General features: G+C 71.7%; 13 protein-coding genes, 1 tRNA gene and 5 pseudogenes. 12 read left to right on the forward strand and 7 right to left on the reverse strand.

The window, feature by feature from the left end; all coding sequences use genetic code 11:
* Positions 1–60: 60 nt before the first annotated feature.
* Positions 61–1,359 (forward strand): enolase C-terminal domain-like protein, encoded by a 1,299-nt coding sequence (locus tag QQK35_RS09930; protein ID WP_284254016.1) that lies wholly within the window; start codon positions 61–63, stop codon positions 1,357–1,359.
* A gap of 20 nt (positions 1,360–1,379) precedes the next feature.
* Here the strand turns inward: QQK35_RS09930 and QQK35_RS09935 are convergent.
* A pseudogene (locus QQK35_RS09935) lies at positions 1,380–2,136 on the reverse strand (SDR family NAD(P)-dependent oxidoreductase).
* Positions 2,137–2,220: 84 nt separating this feature from the next.
* Between QQK35_RS09935 and kynA the strand changes: the two are divergent.
* On the forward strand, positions 2,221–3,075 hold the full coding sequence (gene kynA, locus QQK35_RS09940; protein ID WP_284254017.1) for a tryptophan 2,3-dioxygenase: 855 nt from the start codon (positions 2,221–2,223) through the stop codon (positions 3,073–3,075).
* Positions 3,072–4,297, forward strand: a pseudogene (locus QQK35_RS09945) (kynureninase). Before kynA ends, QQK35_RS09945 begins: the two are co-directional and overlap by 4 nt.
* A 22-nt stretch (positions 4,298–4,319) precedes the next feature.
* Here the strand turns inward: QQK35_RS09945 and QQK35_RS09950 are convergent.
* From QQK35_RS09950 to QQK35_RS09960, 3 genes are all read right to left on the reverse strand, one after another.
* On the reverse strand, positions 4,320–4,622 hold the full coding sequence (locus QQK35_RS09950; protein ID WP_284254018.1) for a DapH/DapD/GlmU-related protein: 303 nt from the start codon (positions 4,620–4,622) through the stop codon (positions 4,320–4,322).
* Entirely contained in the window at positions 4,619–4,936 is a 318-nt protein-coding gene (locus QQK35_RS09955; RefSeq protein ID WP_284254019.1) for a maltose acetyltransferase domain-containing protein, read from the reverse strand. Before QQK35_RS09955 ends, QQK35_RS09950 begins: the two co-directional genes overlap by 4 nt.
* 41 nt (positions 4,937–4,977) lie before the next feature.
* A tRNA-Gly gene (locus QQK35_RS09960) sits at positions 4,978–5,051 on the reverse strand.
* A gap of 138 nt (positions 5,052–5,189) precedes the next feature.
* Here QQK35_RS09960 and QQK35_RS09965 point away from each other — a divergent pair.
* The gene (locus tag QQK35_RS09965) at positions 5,190–6,920 is read left to right on the forward strand and encodes a right-handed parallel beta-helix repeat-containing protein (RefSeq protein WP_284254020.1); all 1,731 of its coding nucleotides are present in this window, start codon (positions 5,190–5,192) and stop codon (positions 6,918–6,920) included.
* 23 nt (positions 6,921–6,943) lie between these two features.
* Positions 6,944–7,549 carry a dCTP deaminase gene (gene dcd / locus QQK35_RS09970; RefSeq protein ID WP_284254021.1) on the forward strand — a complete coding sequence of 202 codons (606 nt, stop codon included), beginning with the start codon at positions 6,944–6,946 and terminating at the stop codon, positions 7,547–7,549.
* A 52-nt stretch (positions 7,550–7,601) separates the two neighbouring features.
* On the opposite strand, the gene idi is transcribed toward dcd, so the two are convergent.
* On the reverse strand, positions 7,602–8,180 hold the full coding sequence (gene idi / locus QQK35_RS09975; protein WP_284254022.1) for an isopentenyl-diphosphate Delta-isomerase: 579 nt from the start codon (positions 8,178–8,180) through the stop codon (positions 7,602–7,604).
* 21 nt (positions 8,181–8,201) lie between these two features.
* Between idi and QQK35_RS09980 the strand changes: the two genes are divergently transcribed.
* From QQK35_RS09980 to QQK35_RS10005, 7 genes and pseudogenes are all read left to right on the forward strand, one after another.
* Positions 8,202–9,290, forward strand: coding sequence for a polyprenyl synthetase family protein (locus QQK35_RS09980; protein ID WP_284254023.1), 1,089 nt, complete (start codon positions 8,202–8,204; stop codon positions 9,288–9,290).
* Entirely contained in the window at positions 9,287–10,192 is a 906-nt protein-coding gene (locus tag QQK35_RS09985; protein WP_284254024.1) for a phytoene/squalene synthase family protein, read from the forward strand. The genes QQK35_RS09980 and QQK35_RS09985 overlap by 4 nt, the downstream gene beginning before the upstream one ends.
* A gap of 7 nt (positions 10,193–10,199) precedes the next feature.
* Positions 10,200–10,295, forward strand: a pseudogene (locus tag QQK35_RS20445) (NAD(P)-binding protein); the annotation flags it as partial.
* A complete protein-coding gene (gene crtI, locus QQK35_RS09990; protein ID WP_348534924.1) occupies positions 10,277–11,734 on the forward strand; it encodes a phytoene desaturase family protein in 1,458 nt (485 codons plus the stop codon). The pseudogene QQK35_RS20445 and the gene crtI, both read left to right, overlap by 19 nt.
* A pseudogene (locus QQK35_RS09995) lies at positions 11,731–11,997 on the forward strand (lycopene cyclase domain-containing protein); the annotation flags it as partial. The gene crtI and the pseudogene QQK35_RS09995, both read left to right, overlap by 4 nt.
* A gap of 109 nt (positions 11,998–12,106) precedes the next feature.
* Positions 12,107–12,319 (forward strand): annotated as a pseudogene (locus QQK35_RS10000) (lycopene cyclase domain-containing protein); the annotation flags it as partial.
* Positions 12,320–12,410: 91 nt separating this feature from the next.
* The gene (locus tag QQK35_RS10005) at positions 12,411–13,283 is read left to right on the forward strand and encodes a prenyltransferase (protein ID WP_284254025.1); all 873 of its coding nucleotides are present in this window, start codon (positions 12,411–12,413) and stop codon (positions 13,281–13,283) included.
* Here the strand turns inward: QQK35_RS10005 and QQK35_RS10010 are convergent.
* Together QQK35_RS10010 and QQK35_RS10015 are read right to left on the reverse strand one after the other, a co-directional pair.
* Positions 13,258–14,610 carry an MFS transporter gene (locus tag QQK35_RS10010; RefSeq protein ID WP_284254026.1) on the reverse strand — a complete coding sequence of 451 codons (1,353 nt, stop codon included), beginning with the start codon at positions 14,608–14,610 and terminating at the stop codon, positions 13,258–13,260. The two genes, QQK35_RS10005 and QQK35_RS10010, sit on opposite strands and share 26 nt — an antisense overlap.
* On the reverse strand, positions 14,607–15,203 hold the full coding sequence (locus QQK35_RS10015; protein ID WP_284254027.1) for a DUF2165 domain-containing protein: 597 nt from the start codon (positions 15,201–15,203) through the stop codon (positions 14,607–14,609). The genes QQK35_RS10010 and QQK35_RS10015 overlap by 4 nt, the downstream gene beginning before the upstream one ends.
* Positions 15,204–15,372 lie beyond the last annotated feature (169 nt).

A 15,372-nucleotide genomic window follows, 5' to 3' on the forward strand; every position in this document is an offset into this window, starting at 1 on the left:
CCGATCGTATGCGGCGACCATACGATGAGGGCACCGCCCACCATCCCGACGGGATTCCGCATGACCACGATCACCGCCGTCACCACGCACGACGTGCGGTTCCCGACCTCGCTCACGGCAGCCGGCTCCGACGCGATGAACAAGGACGGCGACTACTCGGCGGCCTACGTCGTGGTGCACACCGATGACCCGGCACTGCGCGGGCACGGCTTCACGTTCACGATCGGCCGCGGCAACGACCTGTGCACCGAAGCCGCCCGACAGCGCGCGCTGCCGCTCGTCGGCCGCTCGGTCGAGGAGGCCGTCGCCGACCTCGGCGCCGTGTACCGCGAGCTGTCGTCCGACACCCAGCTGCGCTGGCTCGGACCGGAGAAGGGCGTCGAACACCTCGCGATGGCCGCGGTCATGAATGCGATGTGGGACCTCGCGGCCCGCGTCGCGGGCGTGCCGCTCTGGCGCCTGCTCGCCGGTATGACGCCCGAGCAGTTGGTCGACGTCGCCGACCTGCGCTACCTCTCCGACGCGATCACGCGCGACGAGGCGATCGCGCTGCTCGCGGCGAAGGAGCCCACCCGCGCCGGTCGGATCGCCGAGCTCGAACGCACCGGCTACCCCTGCTACACGACGAGCGCCGGATGGCTCGGCTACGACGACGACACCCTGCGCCGCCTGCTGCAGGACGCGGTCGACGCCGGCTACCGGCACGTCAAGCTCAAGGTGGGCGCCGACCGTGACGACGACGTGCGGCGCCTCGGCATCGCACGCGAGGTCATCGGCTGGGACGCGAAGCTCATGATCGACGCGAACCAGGTCTGGGACGTGCCGGAGGCGATCGAATGGATGGGGGCGCTCGCGCCGTTCCGTCCGCACTGGATCGAGGAGCCGACGAGCCCGGACGACATCCTGGGCCACGCCGCGATCCGCCGCGCCGTGCATCCGATCGGCGTCGCGACCGGCGAGCACGGCATGAACCGGGTGCTGTTCAAGCAGCTGTTCCAGGCCGAGGCCATCGACTTCTGCCAGCTCGACGCGGCGCGGCTCGCGAGCGTCAACGAGATCCTCGCCGTGTACCTGCTGGCGGCGAAGTTCGGAGTGCCGGTCTGCCCGCACGCGGGCGGCGTGGGGCTGTGCGAGCTGGTCCAGCACCTGTCGATCTTCGACTACGTCGCCGTCTCGGCCAGCCTCGACGACCGGGTCACGGAGTACGTCGACCACCTGCACGAGCACTTCGTCGATCCGTGCATCGTGCACGACGGCGCCTATGTGCTGCCGAGCGCGCCCGGATACAGCGCCGAGATGCACGACGCGTCGGTGCAGCGCTTCAGCTACCCCGACGGCGAGTACTGGCGAAGCGCGTGAGGCCGGCGCCGCCGGGCTGGCTAGCTGCCGGCAGGCCGCAGCCGCAGCTCCTGCATGCCGCCGTCGACCGCGATGCTCGCGCCCGTGGTCGAACCGTTGCGCGGATCGGCGAGGTAGGCCACCGCCTCGGCGACCTCGTCCGGTGAGACGAGCCGGCCGTGGGGCTGCCGTGCTTCGAGCGCCGCGCGCTCGGCTGCGGGATCATCCGCATCGGCGAGGAGGCGTCCCACCCAGGGGTGTCGGCGGTGCCGGGGTGGACGCAGTTGACCCGGATCCCCTCCCGCAGATGGTCCGCGGCCATCGCGCGCGTCATGGCGAGCACCGCCCCTTCGACGCGCTGTACAGCACGCGATTCGGCAGACCGGCCGTGGCGACGATCGAGCAGATGTTGACGATCGCCGCGTGCCGCGATGCGCGAAGCGCCGGGAGGGCGGCGCGGCTCACCCGCGCGGTGCCCACCACGTTGACGTCGAGCACCCGCGCCCATTCGTCATCCGGGTTGTCGGCGACCGTGCCCTGCGCGCCGATGCCGGCGTTGTTGACGAGGATGTCGATGCCGCCGAGCTCGTCGACGACGCGCTGGATCGCGGCGCGGACCGACGCGTCGTCGGAGATGTCGGCCGCGACCGCGAGCACGCCGTCCGCAGCACGGTCCGGATCGCGGTCGAGCACGGCGACGCGGGCACCGCCGCCGGCCAGCCGCTCGGCGATCGCGGCTCCGATGCCGGATGATCCGCCCGTCACGACCGCCGTCAGTCCCGCGAACGCGCCCGCCATGTGCCCACGCTAGCGTCGCCGTGCTCGACGAGCTGCGTGAGGCGACCGCTGCTGTGCATCGACTCCGTGTGATTCAGTGGGCCCATGACCGAGTCGAACACGCGCGAGTTCGAGGCGACGCTCGTCACCGACCTGCGCGACAAGATGACGTACGGCGACTACCTCGACCTCGACACCCTGCTGGGGGCGCAGCACCCGCTCAGCCGACCCGAGCATCACGACGAGCTGCTGTTCATCATCCAGCACCAGACGACGGAGCTCTGGCTCAAGCTCGTGCTGCACGAGCTGCGGGCCGCGTGCGCCGCGCTCGCCGGCGACAACCTCAAGGACGCGCTCAAGAAGATCGCGCGGATCAAGCACATCCAGCGCTCCATGATCGAGCAGTGGTCGGTGCTCGCCACGCTCACCCCGACCGAGTACGTGCAGTTCCGCGACAGCCTGGCCAAGGCATCCGGATTCCAGTCGGCGCAGTACCGTGCCGTCGAGTTCCTGCTGGGCAACAAGAACGCCCGGATGCTCGAGGTGTTCCGCGGCGAACCCGAGAACGCCGAGATGCTGCGGGAGGCGCTCGAGGCCCCGAGCCTGTACGACGAGTTCCTGCGGCTGCTGGCCCGGCGCGGGGTGCCGATCCCGCAGCGACTGCTCGAGCGCGACGTGACGGTCGCGCACGTCTTCGACCCGGAGCTGCGCGACGTGCTCGCGCGGATCTACGAGAAGGTCGACGAGCACTGGGACGTCTACGAGGCGTGCGAGGAGCTCGTCGACCTGGAGGAGAACTTCCAGCTCTGGCGATTCCGGCACATGCGCACCGTCATGCGCACGATCGGCTTCAAGCAGGGCACCGGCGGGTCCAGCGGCGTCGACTTCCTGCGACGGGCCCTCGACCTCACGTTCTTCCCCGAGCTGTTCGCGCTGCGCACCCAGATCGAGGCGTCGTGAGCGCGGCCGCCCGGGATGCGGCGGCGCTCGATGAGAGCGATCCGCTCGCGGCGTATCGGGCGCGCTTCGTCGGCACCGAGGACCCCGGCATCCTGTACCTCGACGGCAACTCGCTCGGCCGGCCGGTGCGCGACCTGCCCGAGCGCCTCACGCGCTTCGTCGAGCACGAGTGGGGCGAGCGGCTCATCCGCGGCTGGGACGAGGGCTGGTTCGATCAGCCGCTCACGCTCGGCGATCGCCTCGGCCGCGTCGTGCTGGGCGCCGCGCCGGGACAGACCATCGTCGGCGACTCGACGACGGTCAGCCTGTACAAGCTGATCCGGGCGGCGCTCGCCGCGCAGCCCGGGCGGCGCACGATCGTCGTGGATCGCGGCAACTTCCCGACCGATCGCTACGTCGTGCAGGGCATCGCGGCCGAGTGCGGCGCGTCGATCGCCTGGCTCGACCCGGACCCGGCATCCGGGGTCACGGTGGACGACGTGCGCGGCGTGCTCACCGGCGACACCGCGGCCGTGGTGCTGAGCCACGTCGCCTACCGCTCGGGCTACGTCGCCGACGTGCCGGGCATCAGCGCGGCGGCGCACGAGGCCGGCGCGCTCGTCGTCTGGGATCTCTGCCACTCGGTCGGTGCGCTGCCGATCCGGCTCGACGAGTGGGGGTCGACTTCGCGACCGGATGCACATACAAGTACCTCAACGGCGGTCCCGGTTCGCCGGCCTTCCTCTACGTGAGCGCCGAGCTCATCGAGCGCGCGTCGCAGCCGATCCAGGGGTGGATGGGCGCCCGCGACCCGTTCGTGATGGGCCCGGACTACGCGCCGGCCGACGGCATCCGGCGCTTCGTCAGCGGCACGCCCCCGGTGTTCGCGATGCTGCCGATGGTGGCGATGCTCGACCTGATCGAGGAGGCGGGCATCGACGCCATCCGCGCGAAGTCGCTGGCGCTGACCGGCTTGGCGATCGAGTTGTCCGACGAGCTGCTCGCGCCACGGGGTGCGACGCTCGCGACACCGCGCGAGCCGGCGCTGCGGGGTGGGCACATCACAGTCGACCACCCGGCGTTCCCGGAACTGATCGCGACGCTGTGGAGGGCGGGGGTGATCCCGGACTTCCGGCGCCCCGACGGCATCCGGCTGGGGCTGTCACCGCTCAGCACGTCGTTCGCCGAGGTCGACATGGGCGTGCGCCGGATCGCCGCGGAGCTGGCGGCCGCGACGACGTGACCCTCCGCGCGGCCGGGTTCCGCTAGGCCGACGACGCGATCGGTCGCACCGGACGGCAGGGATTGCCGACCGCCACGACCCCGGCCGGGATGTCGCGCGTCACGACGGACCCGGCGCCGATGATGCTGTCCGAGCCGATCGTGACCCCGGGGAGGATCGTGACCGAGCCGCCGATCCAGACGTTGTCGCCGATGGTGATGGCGCTGACGCGCTCCCAGCCCTCGAGGCGCCGCTCCCGATCCTCGGCGTGATTCGGCGTGTAGACACTGCAGCGCGGACCGATCAGGCAGTCGCTGCCGATGGTGATGCGATCGCCTCCGGTCACCAGGAAGTCCTTGTTGATGAAGGTGCGGTCGCCGATGGTGAGGCCGACGCCGTAGTCGAGGCGGAAGGGGGCCGGAAGTCGATGCCGGCGCCGGCACCGGGGATGAGCTCATGGAAGAGCCGGCGCGCCTCGTCCGGGTCGTCGTAGAAGAGCGCGTTGATGCGGGCGCAGGTCGATTGTGCGTGCCACGACAGCTCCTGCAGAGCGGGCGAGTCCCGGTACCGGATCCATTCCCCGGCGAACTGCGCGCGCACGTCGTCGTGCTTCTCGATCAGGTCGGCGACGAGCCGGTCCGTCGCTGTGTATGTTGTCACGAACAACATATTAGGCCGGGCCGTCGCACGGACGACTGACGTGGAGCGGATGACGGGAATCGAACCCGCGCTATCAGCTTGGGAAGCTGAAGTTCTGCCATTGAACTACATCCGCACGACGCGCCCCGGGGGCCGCGCTCAGTCATCGAGACTACATGCCCCGGCCGGGCCGACGGCAGGATCTCCTGTCGGCGAGCGCACGGTTCGCGATAAGGTGCCGGGCGAGTCGAAGGGCGGCAGCATGCGTCGAAACGTGAGTGCAGGATCGTCGAGGGGTCGTGCGGCGGGGCTGGCCGTGCTCCTCGCCGCGGCGATCGGCATGAGCCTCGCGGTGGCCGCTCCCGCCGCCGCCGCCGGCACCGATCGCTATGTGGCGGTCTCCGGCAGCGACGCGGAGAACGACTGCACCGACGCGAGTGCGCCGTGCCGGACGATCCAGTACGCGGTGCTGCAGGCGGACTCCGGCGACACCATCCACATCGGTGCCGGCAGTTACGACGAGAGCGTGCAGATCCGGATGTCGCTGACCCTGCTGGGCGCGGGCACGAGCGGCGCGTCTCGCACGAGCGTCACCGGCGACGGTGCGGATGCGGGCATCACGATCGACGGCACCGACACCGACGGGGCTCCGGACGTCACGATCGGGTCGCTGGATGTCTCGCACGTCGCCGGCGCCAGCGGAGTCTCCGTCGACGCCGCGACGCTCGTGCTGGAGGCGAGCACGGTCGTGGACAACGACGAGGAGGGCCTCCGGGTGACGGGCACGTCGGCGAGCGCGACGGTCCAGGACTCCTCCGTGTCGGGCAACCTCGACGAGGGCATCCTGGTCGAAGGTGACGCGAGCGCGCACCTCGTGCGCAGCTCGGTCGACGACAACGCCCGCGGCGGCGTAGTCGTCCTGAACGGCTCGGCGACGATCGATACGAGCACGCTCGACGGCAACCTCGGAGCGGGGACCGTGGCCGCCGCCGCATCGGCGACCGTGGCCGTCACCGACTCCACCATCAGCAACACCGATCCGTTCTCCGACGGGGTGCCCGATTACTACGGTGCCGCGGTCCTCGTGCTCCCCGGCGGCGCGGCGACGGTCACCGGGTCGACGCTGGACGGCAACACCGGCCAGGGCGTGCTCGTCCTCGAGACGGGCACGGCGAGCGTGAGCGCGTCGACGATCGCGGGGACCGAGCCGGGTCAGGATGACGCGATCCCCTCCGGAGGGGCGACGAAGACCGGTCAGGGCGGCTCGCTCACGCTGACCGCGACCATCGTGGGCGACAACGTCGCGCCGAACTGCTCGGGCACCGTCGGCGACGGCGGATACAACCTCTCCGACACGGCGTCGTGCGGCTTCTCCGCGACCGGTTCGATCAGCGGCGGAACGGCCTCGCTCGCGAACCTCGCCGAGAACGGCGGCCCGACGAAGACCCGGCTCCCGGCGAAGACCGGCGACGCGGTCGACAGGATCCCCTCGGGCACCGCCGGATGCGCATCCGACGCGACCGACCAGCGAGGCGAGCCCCGCCTGCAGGGCTCCGGATGCGACATCGGCGCCGTCGAGCTCGGCCAGCCGCCGCTCGTCGTGACCCCGAGCGTCCTTCCGCAGGGGACGGTCGGTCAGCCGTACAGCACGACGCTGCAGGCCTCCGGTGGGCTCGGCGCCCCGTACACGTTCGCCCTCGCCGACGGCTCCTCGCTGCCGGACGGGCTCACCCTCTCCGCCTCCGGCGTCATCAGCGGCACGCCCACCGCGGCGGGCACCACCTCGTTCACCGTCGCGGTCGACGACCCGACCTTCGTGCCGTTGACGATCGTGATCGCCCCGGCGACCGCCCCCGCCGCCCTCGCCGAGAGCGGGGCCGACATCCCGGTCACGGGACTGCTGGGTGCCGGTGGGATCGCGGTGCTGCTGGGCATCGTCCTGCTGCTCGCCTTCGCCACCCGACGCGCCGGCGATGACGGTCCGACGGAGCGGGCATCGCACTGACGCCGCTCGGCTAGCCTCGACCCATGCTGCTCAGCGACCGGGACATCAAGGCCGAACTCGAGTCGGGGCGCATCGGGCTCGACCCGCTCGACCTGGGCATGATCCAGCCGTCGAGCATGGACGTGCGGATCGACCGGTTCTTCCGGCTGTTCGACAACCACAAGTACCCGTTCATCGACCCCGCCGAGGACCAGCCGGAGCTCACGCGGCTGATCGACGTGGATGACGATCGGCCGTTCATCCTGCACCCGGGCGAGTTCGTGCTCGGCTCGACGTTCGAGCTGGTCACCCTGCCCGACGACATCGCCGCGCGGCTGGAGGGCAAGAGCTCGCTCGGCCGGCTCGGGCTGCTCACCCACTCGACCGCCGGCTTCATCGACCCCGGATTCTCGGGGCACGTCACGCTCGAGCTCAGCAACGTCGCCACGTTGCCGATCAAGCTCTGGCCCGGGATGAAGATCGGGCAGCTGTGCTTCTTCCGGCTCAGCTCGCCGGCCGAGAACCCGTACGGCACGAGCGCGTACGGCTCGCGCTACCAGGGCCAGCGCGGCCCGACGGCCTCGCGGTCGTTCCAGAACTTCCATCGCGCCGACGTCTGGTCCTCCGAGGCGGGCGCCTCCGGCACCTGACCGTCCCTAGCCAAAACGCCCACTTCCGGGCGATGGCACTGGGCGTTTTTGGCTAGGGGAGGAGGCGGGGCCAGGCCGCGAGCTGCAGCGCGAGCCACGGGCTGAACGCGAACGGGGTCGCGGCGACGGCGGCGCGCAGGTCGTCGAACCCGACCCACGCCCACTCCGCGACCTCGTCGACGGCCGGGCGCGGATCCACCTCGACCACGGCCCGGTAGACCGGGCAGATCTCGTTCTCGACGATGCCGGATGCGTCGACGGCGCGGTAGCGGAAGTCCGGCAGCACGGGATCGAGGGCCCCCAGCTCGAGACCGAGCTCGCGCACCGCACGACGCCGCACGGCATCCGGGATCGTCTCGTCGGGTCCGGGGTGCCCGCAGAACGAGTTGGTCCAGACGCCCGGCCAGGTCAGCTTGCCGAGCGCGCGCCGGGTCATCAGCACCCGGCCGCCGGCGTCGAACACGTGGCACGAGAACGCGAGGTGCAGCGGCGTCGCGAGCCCGTGCACGGCGGACTTGCGCGCGGTCCCGGTGGGGGTGCCGTCGGCATCCACGAGCACGACCAGCTCGCCCGCCTCGGGGTCGCCGGTGCTGGCTGCGGGAACGCTGAGGAACCCATCGGGGGTCGACATGTCGATCGCTAGTCTTTCTAGATGGATGCCGCGCGTCTAGGGTCCGCCGGCGGTCCGACGGCCGTGGCCGACGAGCACCAGTCGCGGGTCGATGCCGTGCTGGCGCGGTTCTTCAGCGTAACCAGGCGCCGCGCGGAGCCGCTGGGCGCCGAATACGTGCGGCTCTGGGACCGGCTCGAGGCCAACACGGTCGGTGGCAAGCGCTTCCGTCCCCGGATGGTGCTCGCCGCGTACCAGGCCCTCGGCGGCCTCGACCTGCAGGCGGCCGCCTGCATCGGCGCCGCCTTCGAGCTGCTGCACACCGCGCTCATCGTGCACGACGACGTCATCGACCACGACTTCGTGCGCCGCGGCGCCCCGAACATCGCCGGCAGCTACCGCGATGCGGCGCGCGCGGCGGGCGCTCCGGATGCCGTGGCCGAGCACCGCGGCCTCAGCGCGTCGGTCATCGCCGGCGACCTCGCGCTCTTCAACGCCTACCGCTTCGTCGATCGCAGCGGCGTCGGCGACGAGATGCGCGCGCGCCTGCTCGAGGTCATGGACGACGCCCTGTTCGCGAGCGCCGCGGGCGAGCTCATCGATGTCGACTTCGCCTGGATGCCCGAGCTGCCGGGCGTCGACGAGATCCTCGGGATGGAGCGCCTGAAGACCGCCGTCTACTCGTTCGAGTGCCCGCTCCAGGCCGGCGCGATCCTCGCCGGCGCGCCGGACGAGACGATCACCACGCTCGCCGAGTTCGGCCGCGACCTCGGCATCGCCTACCAGGTCGTCGACGACCTGCTGGGCGTGTTCGGGCAGGAGTCCGAGACCGGCAAGACCGTCGTCGGCGACCTGCGCGAGGGCAAGCGCACGGTGCTGATCGCGTACGCGAGCGCGCTCGAGGGGTGGCACGAGGTCGCGCCCCTGTTCGGCGATCCGGATCTCACCGAGGAGGGCGCCGAGCGCCTGCGCCGGCACCTCGAAGCGGTCGGCGCGCGCGGCTTCGCCGAGGGGCTCGCCCGCTACTACGCGAACCGCGCGCTCTCGCGCCTGCTCGAGCCGCACGTGCCGGTAGCCCTGCGCACCGAGCTGCACCCCATCGCCGACGCCGTCCTGGCGCGCCGCGCGTGACGGCCGACCGCCGCGACCGCGGGGGCGACGGCTCGCCCCGGCTCGGGCTCTACGACGACGTCGCGCAGCAGGCGGCGGCGCTCGTCATCCGGCGGTACTCGACGTCGTTCGGGATGGCGTCGCGCCTTCTCGGCGCCCGCGTGCGCCCGCACGTCGAGGCGATCTACGCGCTCGTCCGGGTGGCGGACGAGATCGTCGACGGCGCCGCGACCGAGGCGGGCCTCGGGCGTGACGGCGCCGAGCGGCTGCTCGACGGCCTCGAGACCCAGACCGACCGTGCCGTGACCGAGGGCTACGGCAGCGACCTCGTCGTGCACGCATTCGCGCGCACCGCACGCTTCGCCGGCTTCGGCCGCGACCTGACCGCGCCGTTCTTCGCCTCCATGCGCACCGACCTGCACGAGAGCTCGCACGACGCCGAGAGTCTCGCCCGGTACATCTACGGCTCGGCGGAGGTGGTGGGGCTCATGTGCCTCCGGGTCTTCCTCGCCGACGATCGCGCCCACAGTGGTCCGGCCCGCGGCGAGGCCGAGCGCGCGGAGCTCGAGAACGGCGCCCGCGCGCTCGGCGCCGCCTTCCAGAAGGTCAACTTCCTGCGCGACCTGCACGCCGATGCCCAGGTGCTGGGCCGCAGCTACTTCCCCGGCGTCGACCCCGCGACGTTCGGCGAGGATGACAAGGTGCGGCTGCTGGACGACATCGACACCGATCTCGCCGTCGCGGCCCGCGCCATCCCGCGGCTGCCCGCGAACTCGCGCCGCGCGGTCGCGCTCGCGCACGGGCTGTTCGCGGAGCTGTCGCGCCGGCTGCGGGCGACCCCGGCGCCGGCGCTGCTCGTGTCGCGCGTGCGGGTGCCCGATCCGGTGAAGCTGCGCATCGCCGCGGTCGCGGCGCTGCGGTGAGGTCCGCGTGAGGATCGCGGTCATCGGCGGCGGGATCGCCGGCCTGGCGACGGCCGCCCTGCTCGCCCGCGAGGGCACGAGCTCGTGCTGCTGGAGAAGAACGACGCCGTCGGCGGCCGCGTCGGCCTGTGGGAGCGCGACGGCTTCCGCTTCGACACCGGGCCGTCGTGGTACCTCATGCCCGAGGTGTTCGACCACTTCTTCCGGCTGCTCGGCACGAGCGCGACCGAGCAGCTCGACCTCGTGCCACTCGATCCCGGTTACCGCGTCTACGCCGAGGGGTATGCCGATCCCCTCGATCTGCACGCGGACGCGGAGGAGAACGTCGCGGTCTTCGAGCGGGAGGAGCCCGGAGCCGGGGCCCGCCTGCGGGCGTACCTGGCACGCTCGGCCGAGCTCTACGCGATCGCGAAGGAGCACTTCCTCTACACGACGTTCGTGCGGCTCGGCCCGGTGTTCGGCGGCGGCGTGCTCGGCAAGAGCACCCGGCTGAGCCGGCTGCTGCTCGAGCCGCTCGGTGCGCTCACCCGCCGCACGGTGCGGGATCGCCGACTGCGGCAGATCCTCGGCTATCCGGCCGTCTTCCTGGGCGCCGCGCCCGACACGACACCGAGCCTGTACTCGCTCATGAGCTACCTCGACCTCGCCGACGGCGTGCGCTATCCGCTCGGCGGGTTCCGCACGATCATCGACCGGATCGCCGGGCTCGCCGAGGCGGAGGGCGTCGAGGTGCGCACCGGGGCGGAGGTCGTGCGCATCCGCGTCGACGGCGGCCGGGCGACCGGGGTCGACCTCGCCGACGGCGCGCGGCTCGACGTCGACGCCGTCGTCTCGGCGGCCGACCTGCACCACACCGAGACGCGACTGCTCGACGCGGCGCACCGCACGCATCCGGATCGCGCCTGGCGCCGCCGCAACCCCGGGCCGAGCGCGTTGCTCATCCTGCTGGGGGTGCGCGGCGAACTGCCCGAGCTGCAGCACCACACCCTCTTCTTCTCGCGCGACTGGGATGCCAACTTCGCCGCGATCTTCGACGACCCGACGCGCATCCCCGACACCCCCTCGCTGTACGTGTGCAAGCCGTCGGGCGTCGACCCGACGGTCGCGCCCGAGGGCGCGGAGAACCTCTTCGTGCTCGTGCCGCTACCGGCCGATCCCTGCCTCGGCCGGGGCGGCGTCGACGGCGAGGGCGCCGCGCTCCTGGAGGCGCTCGGCGACCGGGTGATCGCGCAGATCGGCTCGTGGGCCGGCATCGACGATCTCGCCGAGCGCGTCGTCGTGCGGCGCACGATCGGGCCCGCCGACTTCGAGAGCGAGTTCCACGCCTGGAGGGGCGGGGCGCTCGGGCTCGCGCACACGCTCCGGCAGAGCGCGTTCTTCCGGCCCGGGGATGCGAGTCGCACGGTGGCGAACCTGTTCTATGCGGGCTCCTCGACGATCCCCGGCGTCGGACTGCCGATGTGCCTCATCAGCGCCGAGCTCGTGGTCAAGCGCCTGCGCGGCGACACGAGCGCCGGACCGCTGCCGGAGCCGCTGCGATGACCCTCCTCTACCTCGGCGGGCTGCTCGTCGGACTGGCCGGGATGGTCGTGCTCGACCTGCGCTTCCGGCTCTTCTTCCGGCGCGCGCCGCTGCGGGCCGCGATCGTGTTCGCCGCCGGCGTCGCGTTCTTCCTGGTCTGGGACCTGGCCGGGATCGGTCTCGGCGTGTTCTTCCCCGGGCACGCGACGATCGTCACTGGCGTGCTGCTCGCGCCGGGCCTGCCGGTGGAGGAGGTCCTCTTCCTCGCGCTGCTGTGCTACACGACGATGAACGCCTACGCGCTGTGCTCCGCTTGGAGCGAAGGCCGTTTCTGGCCTTCGCCGCGGCGTCAGCGCCGACGGCCGTCTCGGCCGTCGGGAAACGAGGGAACGAATGACGTACCTCCTCCTGAACCTCCCGTTCCTCTGCGCCGTCGCGCTCGTCGCACTCGCCGCCGGGCTCGCGCGGCGGGCGCCCCGGTGGCGCGCGGTCGGCCTGGCCGCGATCCCGCTCGTGCTGCTGACCGCCGTGTTCGACAACGTGATCGTCGGCACGGGGATCGTCGCGTACGACGCCGACCGCATCAGCGGCATCCGGCTCGGCGTCATGCCGATCGAGGACTTCGCGTACGCGCTGGCCGCCGTCGTGCTGCTCCCGTCGCTCTGGTCGCTGCTCGCCCCCGGCGGAGGCCCGCGCCGTGATCCGCGCGCTCCTGGTCGCCAGCCGCCCGCTCAGCTGGGTCAACACGGCCTACCCGTTCGCTGCCGCCTATCTCCTCGGCGGCGGCGGCGGCGGCGGCGGCCGGCTCGACGCGACCTTCGTCGTGGGCACGGTCTTCTTCCTCATCCCGTACAACCTCGCGATGTACGGGATCAACGACGTGTTCGACTACGAGTCCGACCTGCGCAACCCGCGCAAGGGCGGTGTCGAGGGCGCACTGCTGCGGCCGGCCCACCACCGCGCGACCCTGTGGACGGCATCCCTGCTGCCCCTGCCGTTCGTCGTCTACCTCGTCGTCGTCGGCTCGTGGGTCAGCGACCTGGTGCTCGCGATCAGCCTGTTCGCGGTGGTGGCGTACTCGGTCGCCGGGCTGCGGTTCAAGGAGCGCCCGTTCCTCGACTCGCTCACCTCGGCCACGCATTTCGTCAGTCCCGCGGTGTTCGGGCTCGCGCTCGCCGGGGCCACGCCGACCTGGCCGCTCGCCGCCCTCCTCGCCGGGTACGTCCTCTGGGGCTGCGCGTCGCACGCGTTCGGCGCGGTGCAGGACATCGAGGCCGACCGGGATGCCGGCATCGGATCCGTCGCGACCGTCATCGGGACGCGCTGCGCCGTCCGGCTCGCCCTCGTGCTCTACGTCGCGGCGGGCGCGCTGCTGCTCGCGACCCCCTGGCCCGGACCGCTCGCCGCGTTCCTCGCCCTGCCCTACGCCGCGAACGTCGCGCCGTGGTGGTCGGTGAGCGACGCGGATGCCGCGAGCGCGAACCGGGGCTGGCGCCGGTTCCTCTGGATCAACTACGCCACCGGGTTCCTCGTGACGCTGCTGCTCATCTGGTGGGCGCTGATCCGCTGATCTCGGCCGGCGCCCGGTCGGGCGACTTCACGGGGATGAGGATCACCAGCCCGACGGCCAGCACGAGCAGGATGCCCATGATGCCCCAGTACTGGTGGCCGAAGATGGTGATGCAGAGCGCGAACAGGCTCGGCGCGATGAACGTCGCCGCCCGTCCCGTCGTCGCGTACAGACCGAACACCTCGCCCTCGCGGCCGGCCGGCACGAGGCGCGACAGGAAGGTGCGGCTCGCGGACTGCGCGGGCCCGACGAAGAGGCACAGTGCGAGCCCGGCGGTCCAGAAGACGATCTGACCGCCGTCGTGCAGGAAGAACACGACGAGCCCGCTCACCAGCAGGCCGATCAGCGCGGTGACGATCACCGGCTTCGGCCCGACGCGATCGTCGAGGGTCCCGACGACGAGGGTCGAGAGACCCGCGACGACGTTGGCCGCGACCGCGAAGATGATCACCTCGCCCGCCGAGAACCCGAAGGTGCCCGCGGCGAGGACGCCGCCGAAGGTGAAGACGCCCGTGAGGCCGTCGCGGAAGATGGCGCTCGCGAGCAGGAACCAGACCGTCCGACGGCTCTCGCGCCAGAGCGCCGCGACGTCACGGCCGAGTACCGCGTAGGAGCGGAAGAACCCGACCCGCGGGCGCTGCACCTGCCCGGGCACGTGGTACTCCGGCACGGCGAGCAGGACCGGCAGCGCGGAGAGGAGGAACCACAGCGCGGCCAGGAGCATCGAGACCCGCACCGCGAGCCCCTCCGCGCTCGTCACGCCGAAGAGGCCGACGTCCGGGTGGATGAAGCCGAAGTAGAGGATGAGCAGCAGCACGATCCCGCCGAAGTAGCCCATCGCCCACCCGAACCCGCTCACCCGGCCGACCGTCCGGGGCGTCGAGACCTGCACGAGCATCGCGTTGTAGTTCACGGCGGCGAGTTCGAAGAAGACCGTTCCGACGGCCAGCAGGCCCACCCCCAGCCACAGCAGCACGGGGCTCGGCGAGACGAAGAACAGCCCCGCGATGCACAGGACGACGATGGCGGTGTTGACCGCGAGCCAGAACTTGCGCCGCCCGGATCCGTCGGAGCGCTGGCCCGTCACGGGTGCGATCAGCGCGACCACGAGTCCGGACAGCCCGATCCCCCATCCGAGCACCGAGGACGTGACGTCGGTCTCGCCGAAGCCCTTCGTGCTCGTCAGGTAGACGGTGAAGACGAAGGTGGTGACGACGGCGTTGAACGCCGACGAGCCCCAGTCCCAGAAGGCCCAGGCGACGATGCGCCGTCCTGGCACCCGTGTGCCGCGCTGCAGGTCGAGCCCGCGGACCAGTTCCGTCGTCATGCGCGCACCGTACCGGAACGCCGTGACCAGCCGGCCACCGGCACGTGGATCAGGATGAGCGTGACGGCTGCGAGCATCCCGGTGCGGAACGCGGCGTCGAGGCCGTTCCACTGCGTGGAGCGCCACATGCCGAACCACTCGCCGCCGACGGCGATGAAGCCGCCGAAGAACAGCGCGACGAGCATCAGGAGGCCGATGCTCGAGACCGAGCGGGCGGTGCGGAACTCGCCTCGCACCATGCCGGCGATCAGGAGCACGGTCGCCAGGATGAGCACGAGGGCGGCCGCCGACTCCCACACGATGATCGCGACGTAGGCGACGTTCCACGCCGCCGGGTCGGTGATCGCGCGCCACATGATGTCGGGGTCGAGCCCGACGCCCGGCCGGCCGCCGAGGTTCGTCGTGTCCATCGAGAGCACGTGCTGCACGAAGGCGAAGTTCGTGCCGTAGTCGGTGATGTTGCCGAGTGCGACGAGGAGGATGTCGGCGGCGTTCACGGCCACCAGGAGCGTCACCGCCATGGGCAGCGATCCGATCACCTGCCACCACCGGCGGGCGTGCGGCTCGGGGACGGGCAGCGCTGCGTCATCCATGCGGCCATCCTGGCATCCGGCCCCCTCGGCGGGAAGGAAGTGCGGCGGCCGGCCGTTGAAGAACTTGAGCGACCTCGACTCAACTCGACTTGACAGCGGTTATCCACAGGTCGCAGAATTGATGCGGTCCGGCTCAACTCCGGACACCACGAACCTGAGGAGTAGCAAG

The sequence above is a fragment of the Pseudolysinimonas kribbensis genome (assembly GCF_030161895.1).
Lineage (GTDB): Bacteria > Actinomycetota > Actinomycetes > Actinomycetales > Microbacteriaceae > Pseudolysinimonas > Pseudolysinimonas kribbensis.

What these genes read in the sequence shown, in the direction of transcription:
- idi (WP_284254022.1), bottom strand. Translation starts at nt 8,180, where the DNA reads ATGTCGACCCCCGATGGGTTCCTCAGCGTTCCCGCAGCCAGCACCGGC.
- QQK35_RS09980 (WP_284254023.1), top strand. Translation starts at nt 8,202, where the DNA reads ATGGATGCCGCGCGTCTAGGGTCCGCCGGCGGTCCGACGGCCGTGGCC.
- dcd (WP_284254021.1), top strand. Translation starts at nt 6,944, where the DNA reads ATGCTGCTCAGCGACCGGGACATCAAGGCCGAACTCGAGTCGGGGCGC.
- kynA (WP_284254017.1), top strand. Translation starts at nt 2,221, where the DNA reads ATGACCGAGTCGAACACGCGCGAGTTCGAGGCGACGCTCGTCACCGAC.
- QQK35_RS10010 (WP_284254026.1), bottom strand. Translation starts at nt 14,610, where the DNA reads ATGACGACGGAACTGGTCCGCGGGCTCGACCTGCAGCGCGGCACACGG.
- QQK35_RS10015 (WP_284254027.1), bottom strand. Translation starts at nt 15,203, where the DNA reads ATGGATGACGCAGCGCTGCCCGTCCCCGAGCCGCACGCCCGCCGGTGG.
- QQK35_RS09930 (WP_284254016.1), top strand. Translation starts at nt 61, where the DNA reads ATGACCACGATCACCGCCGTCACCACGCACGACGTGCGGTTCCCGACC.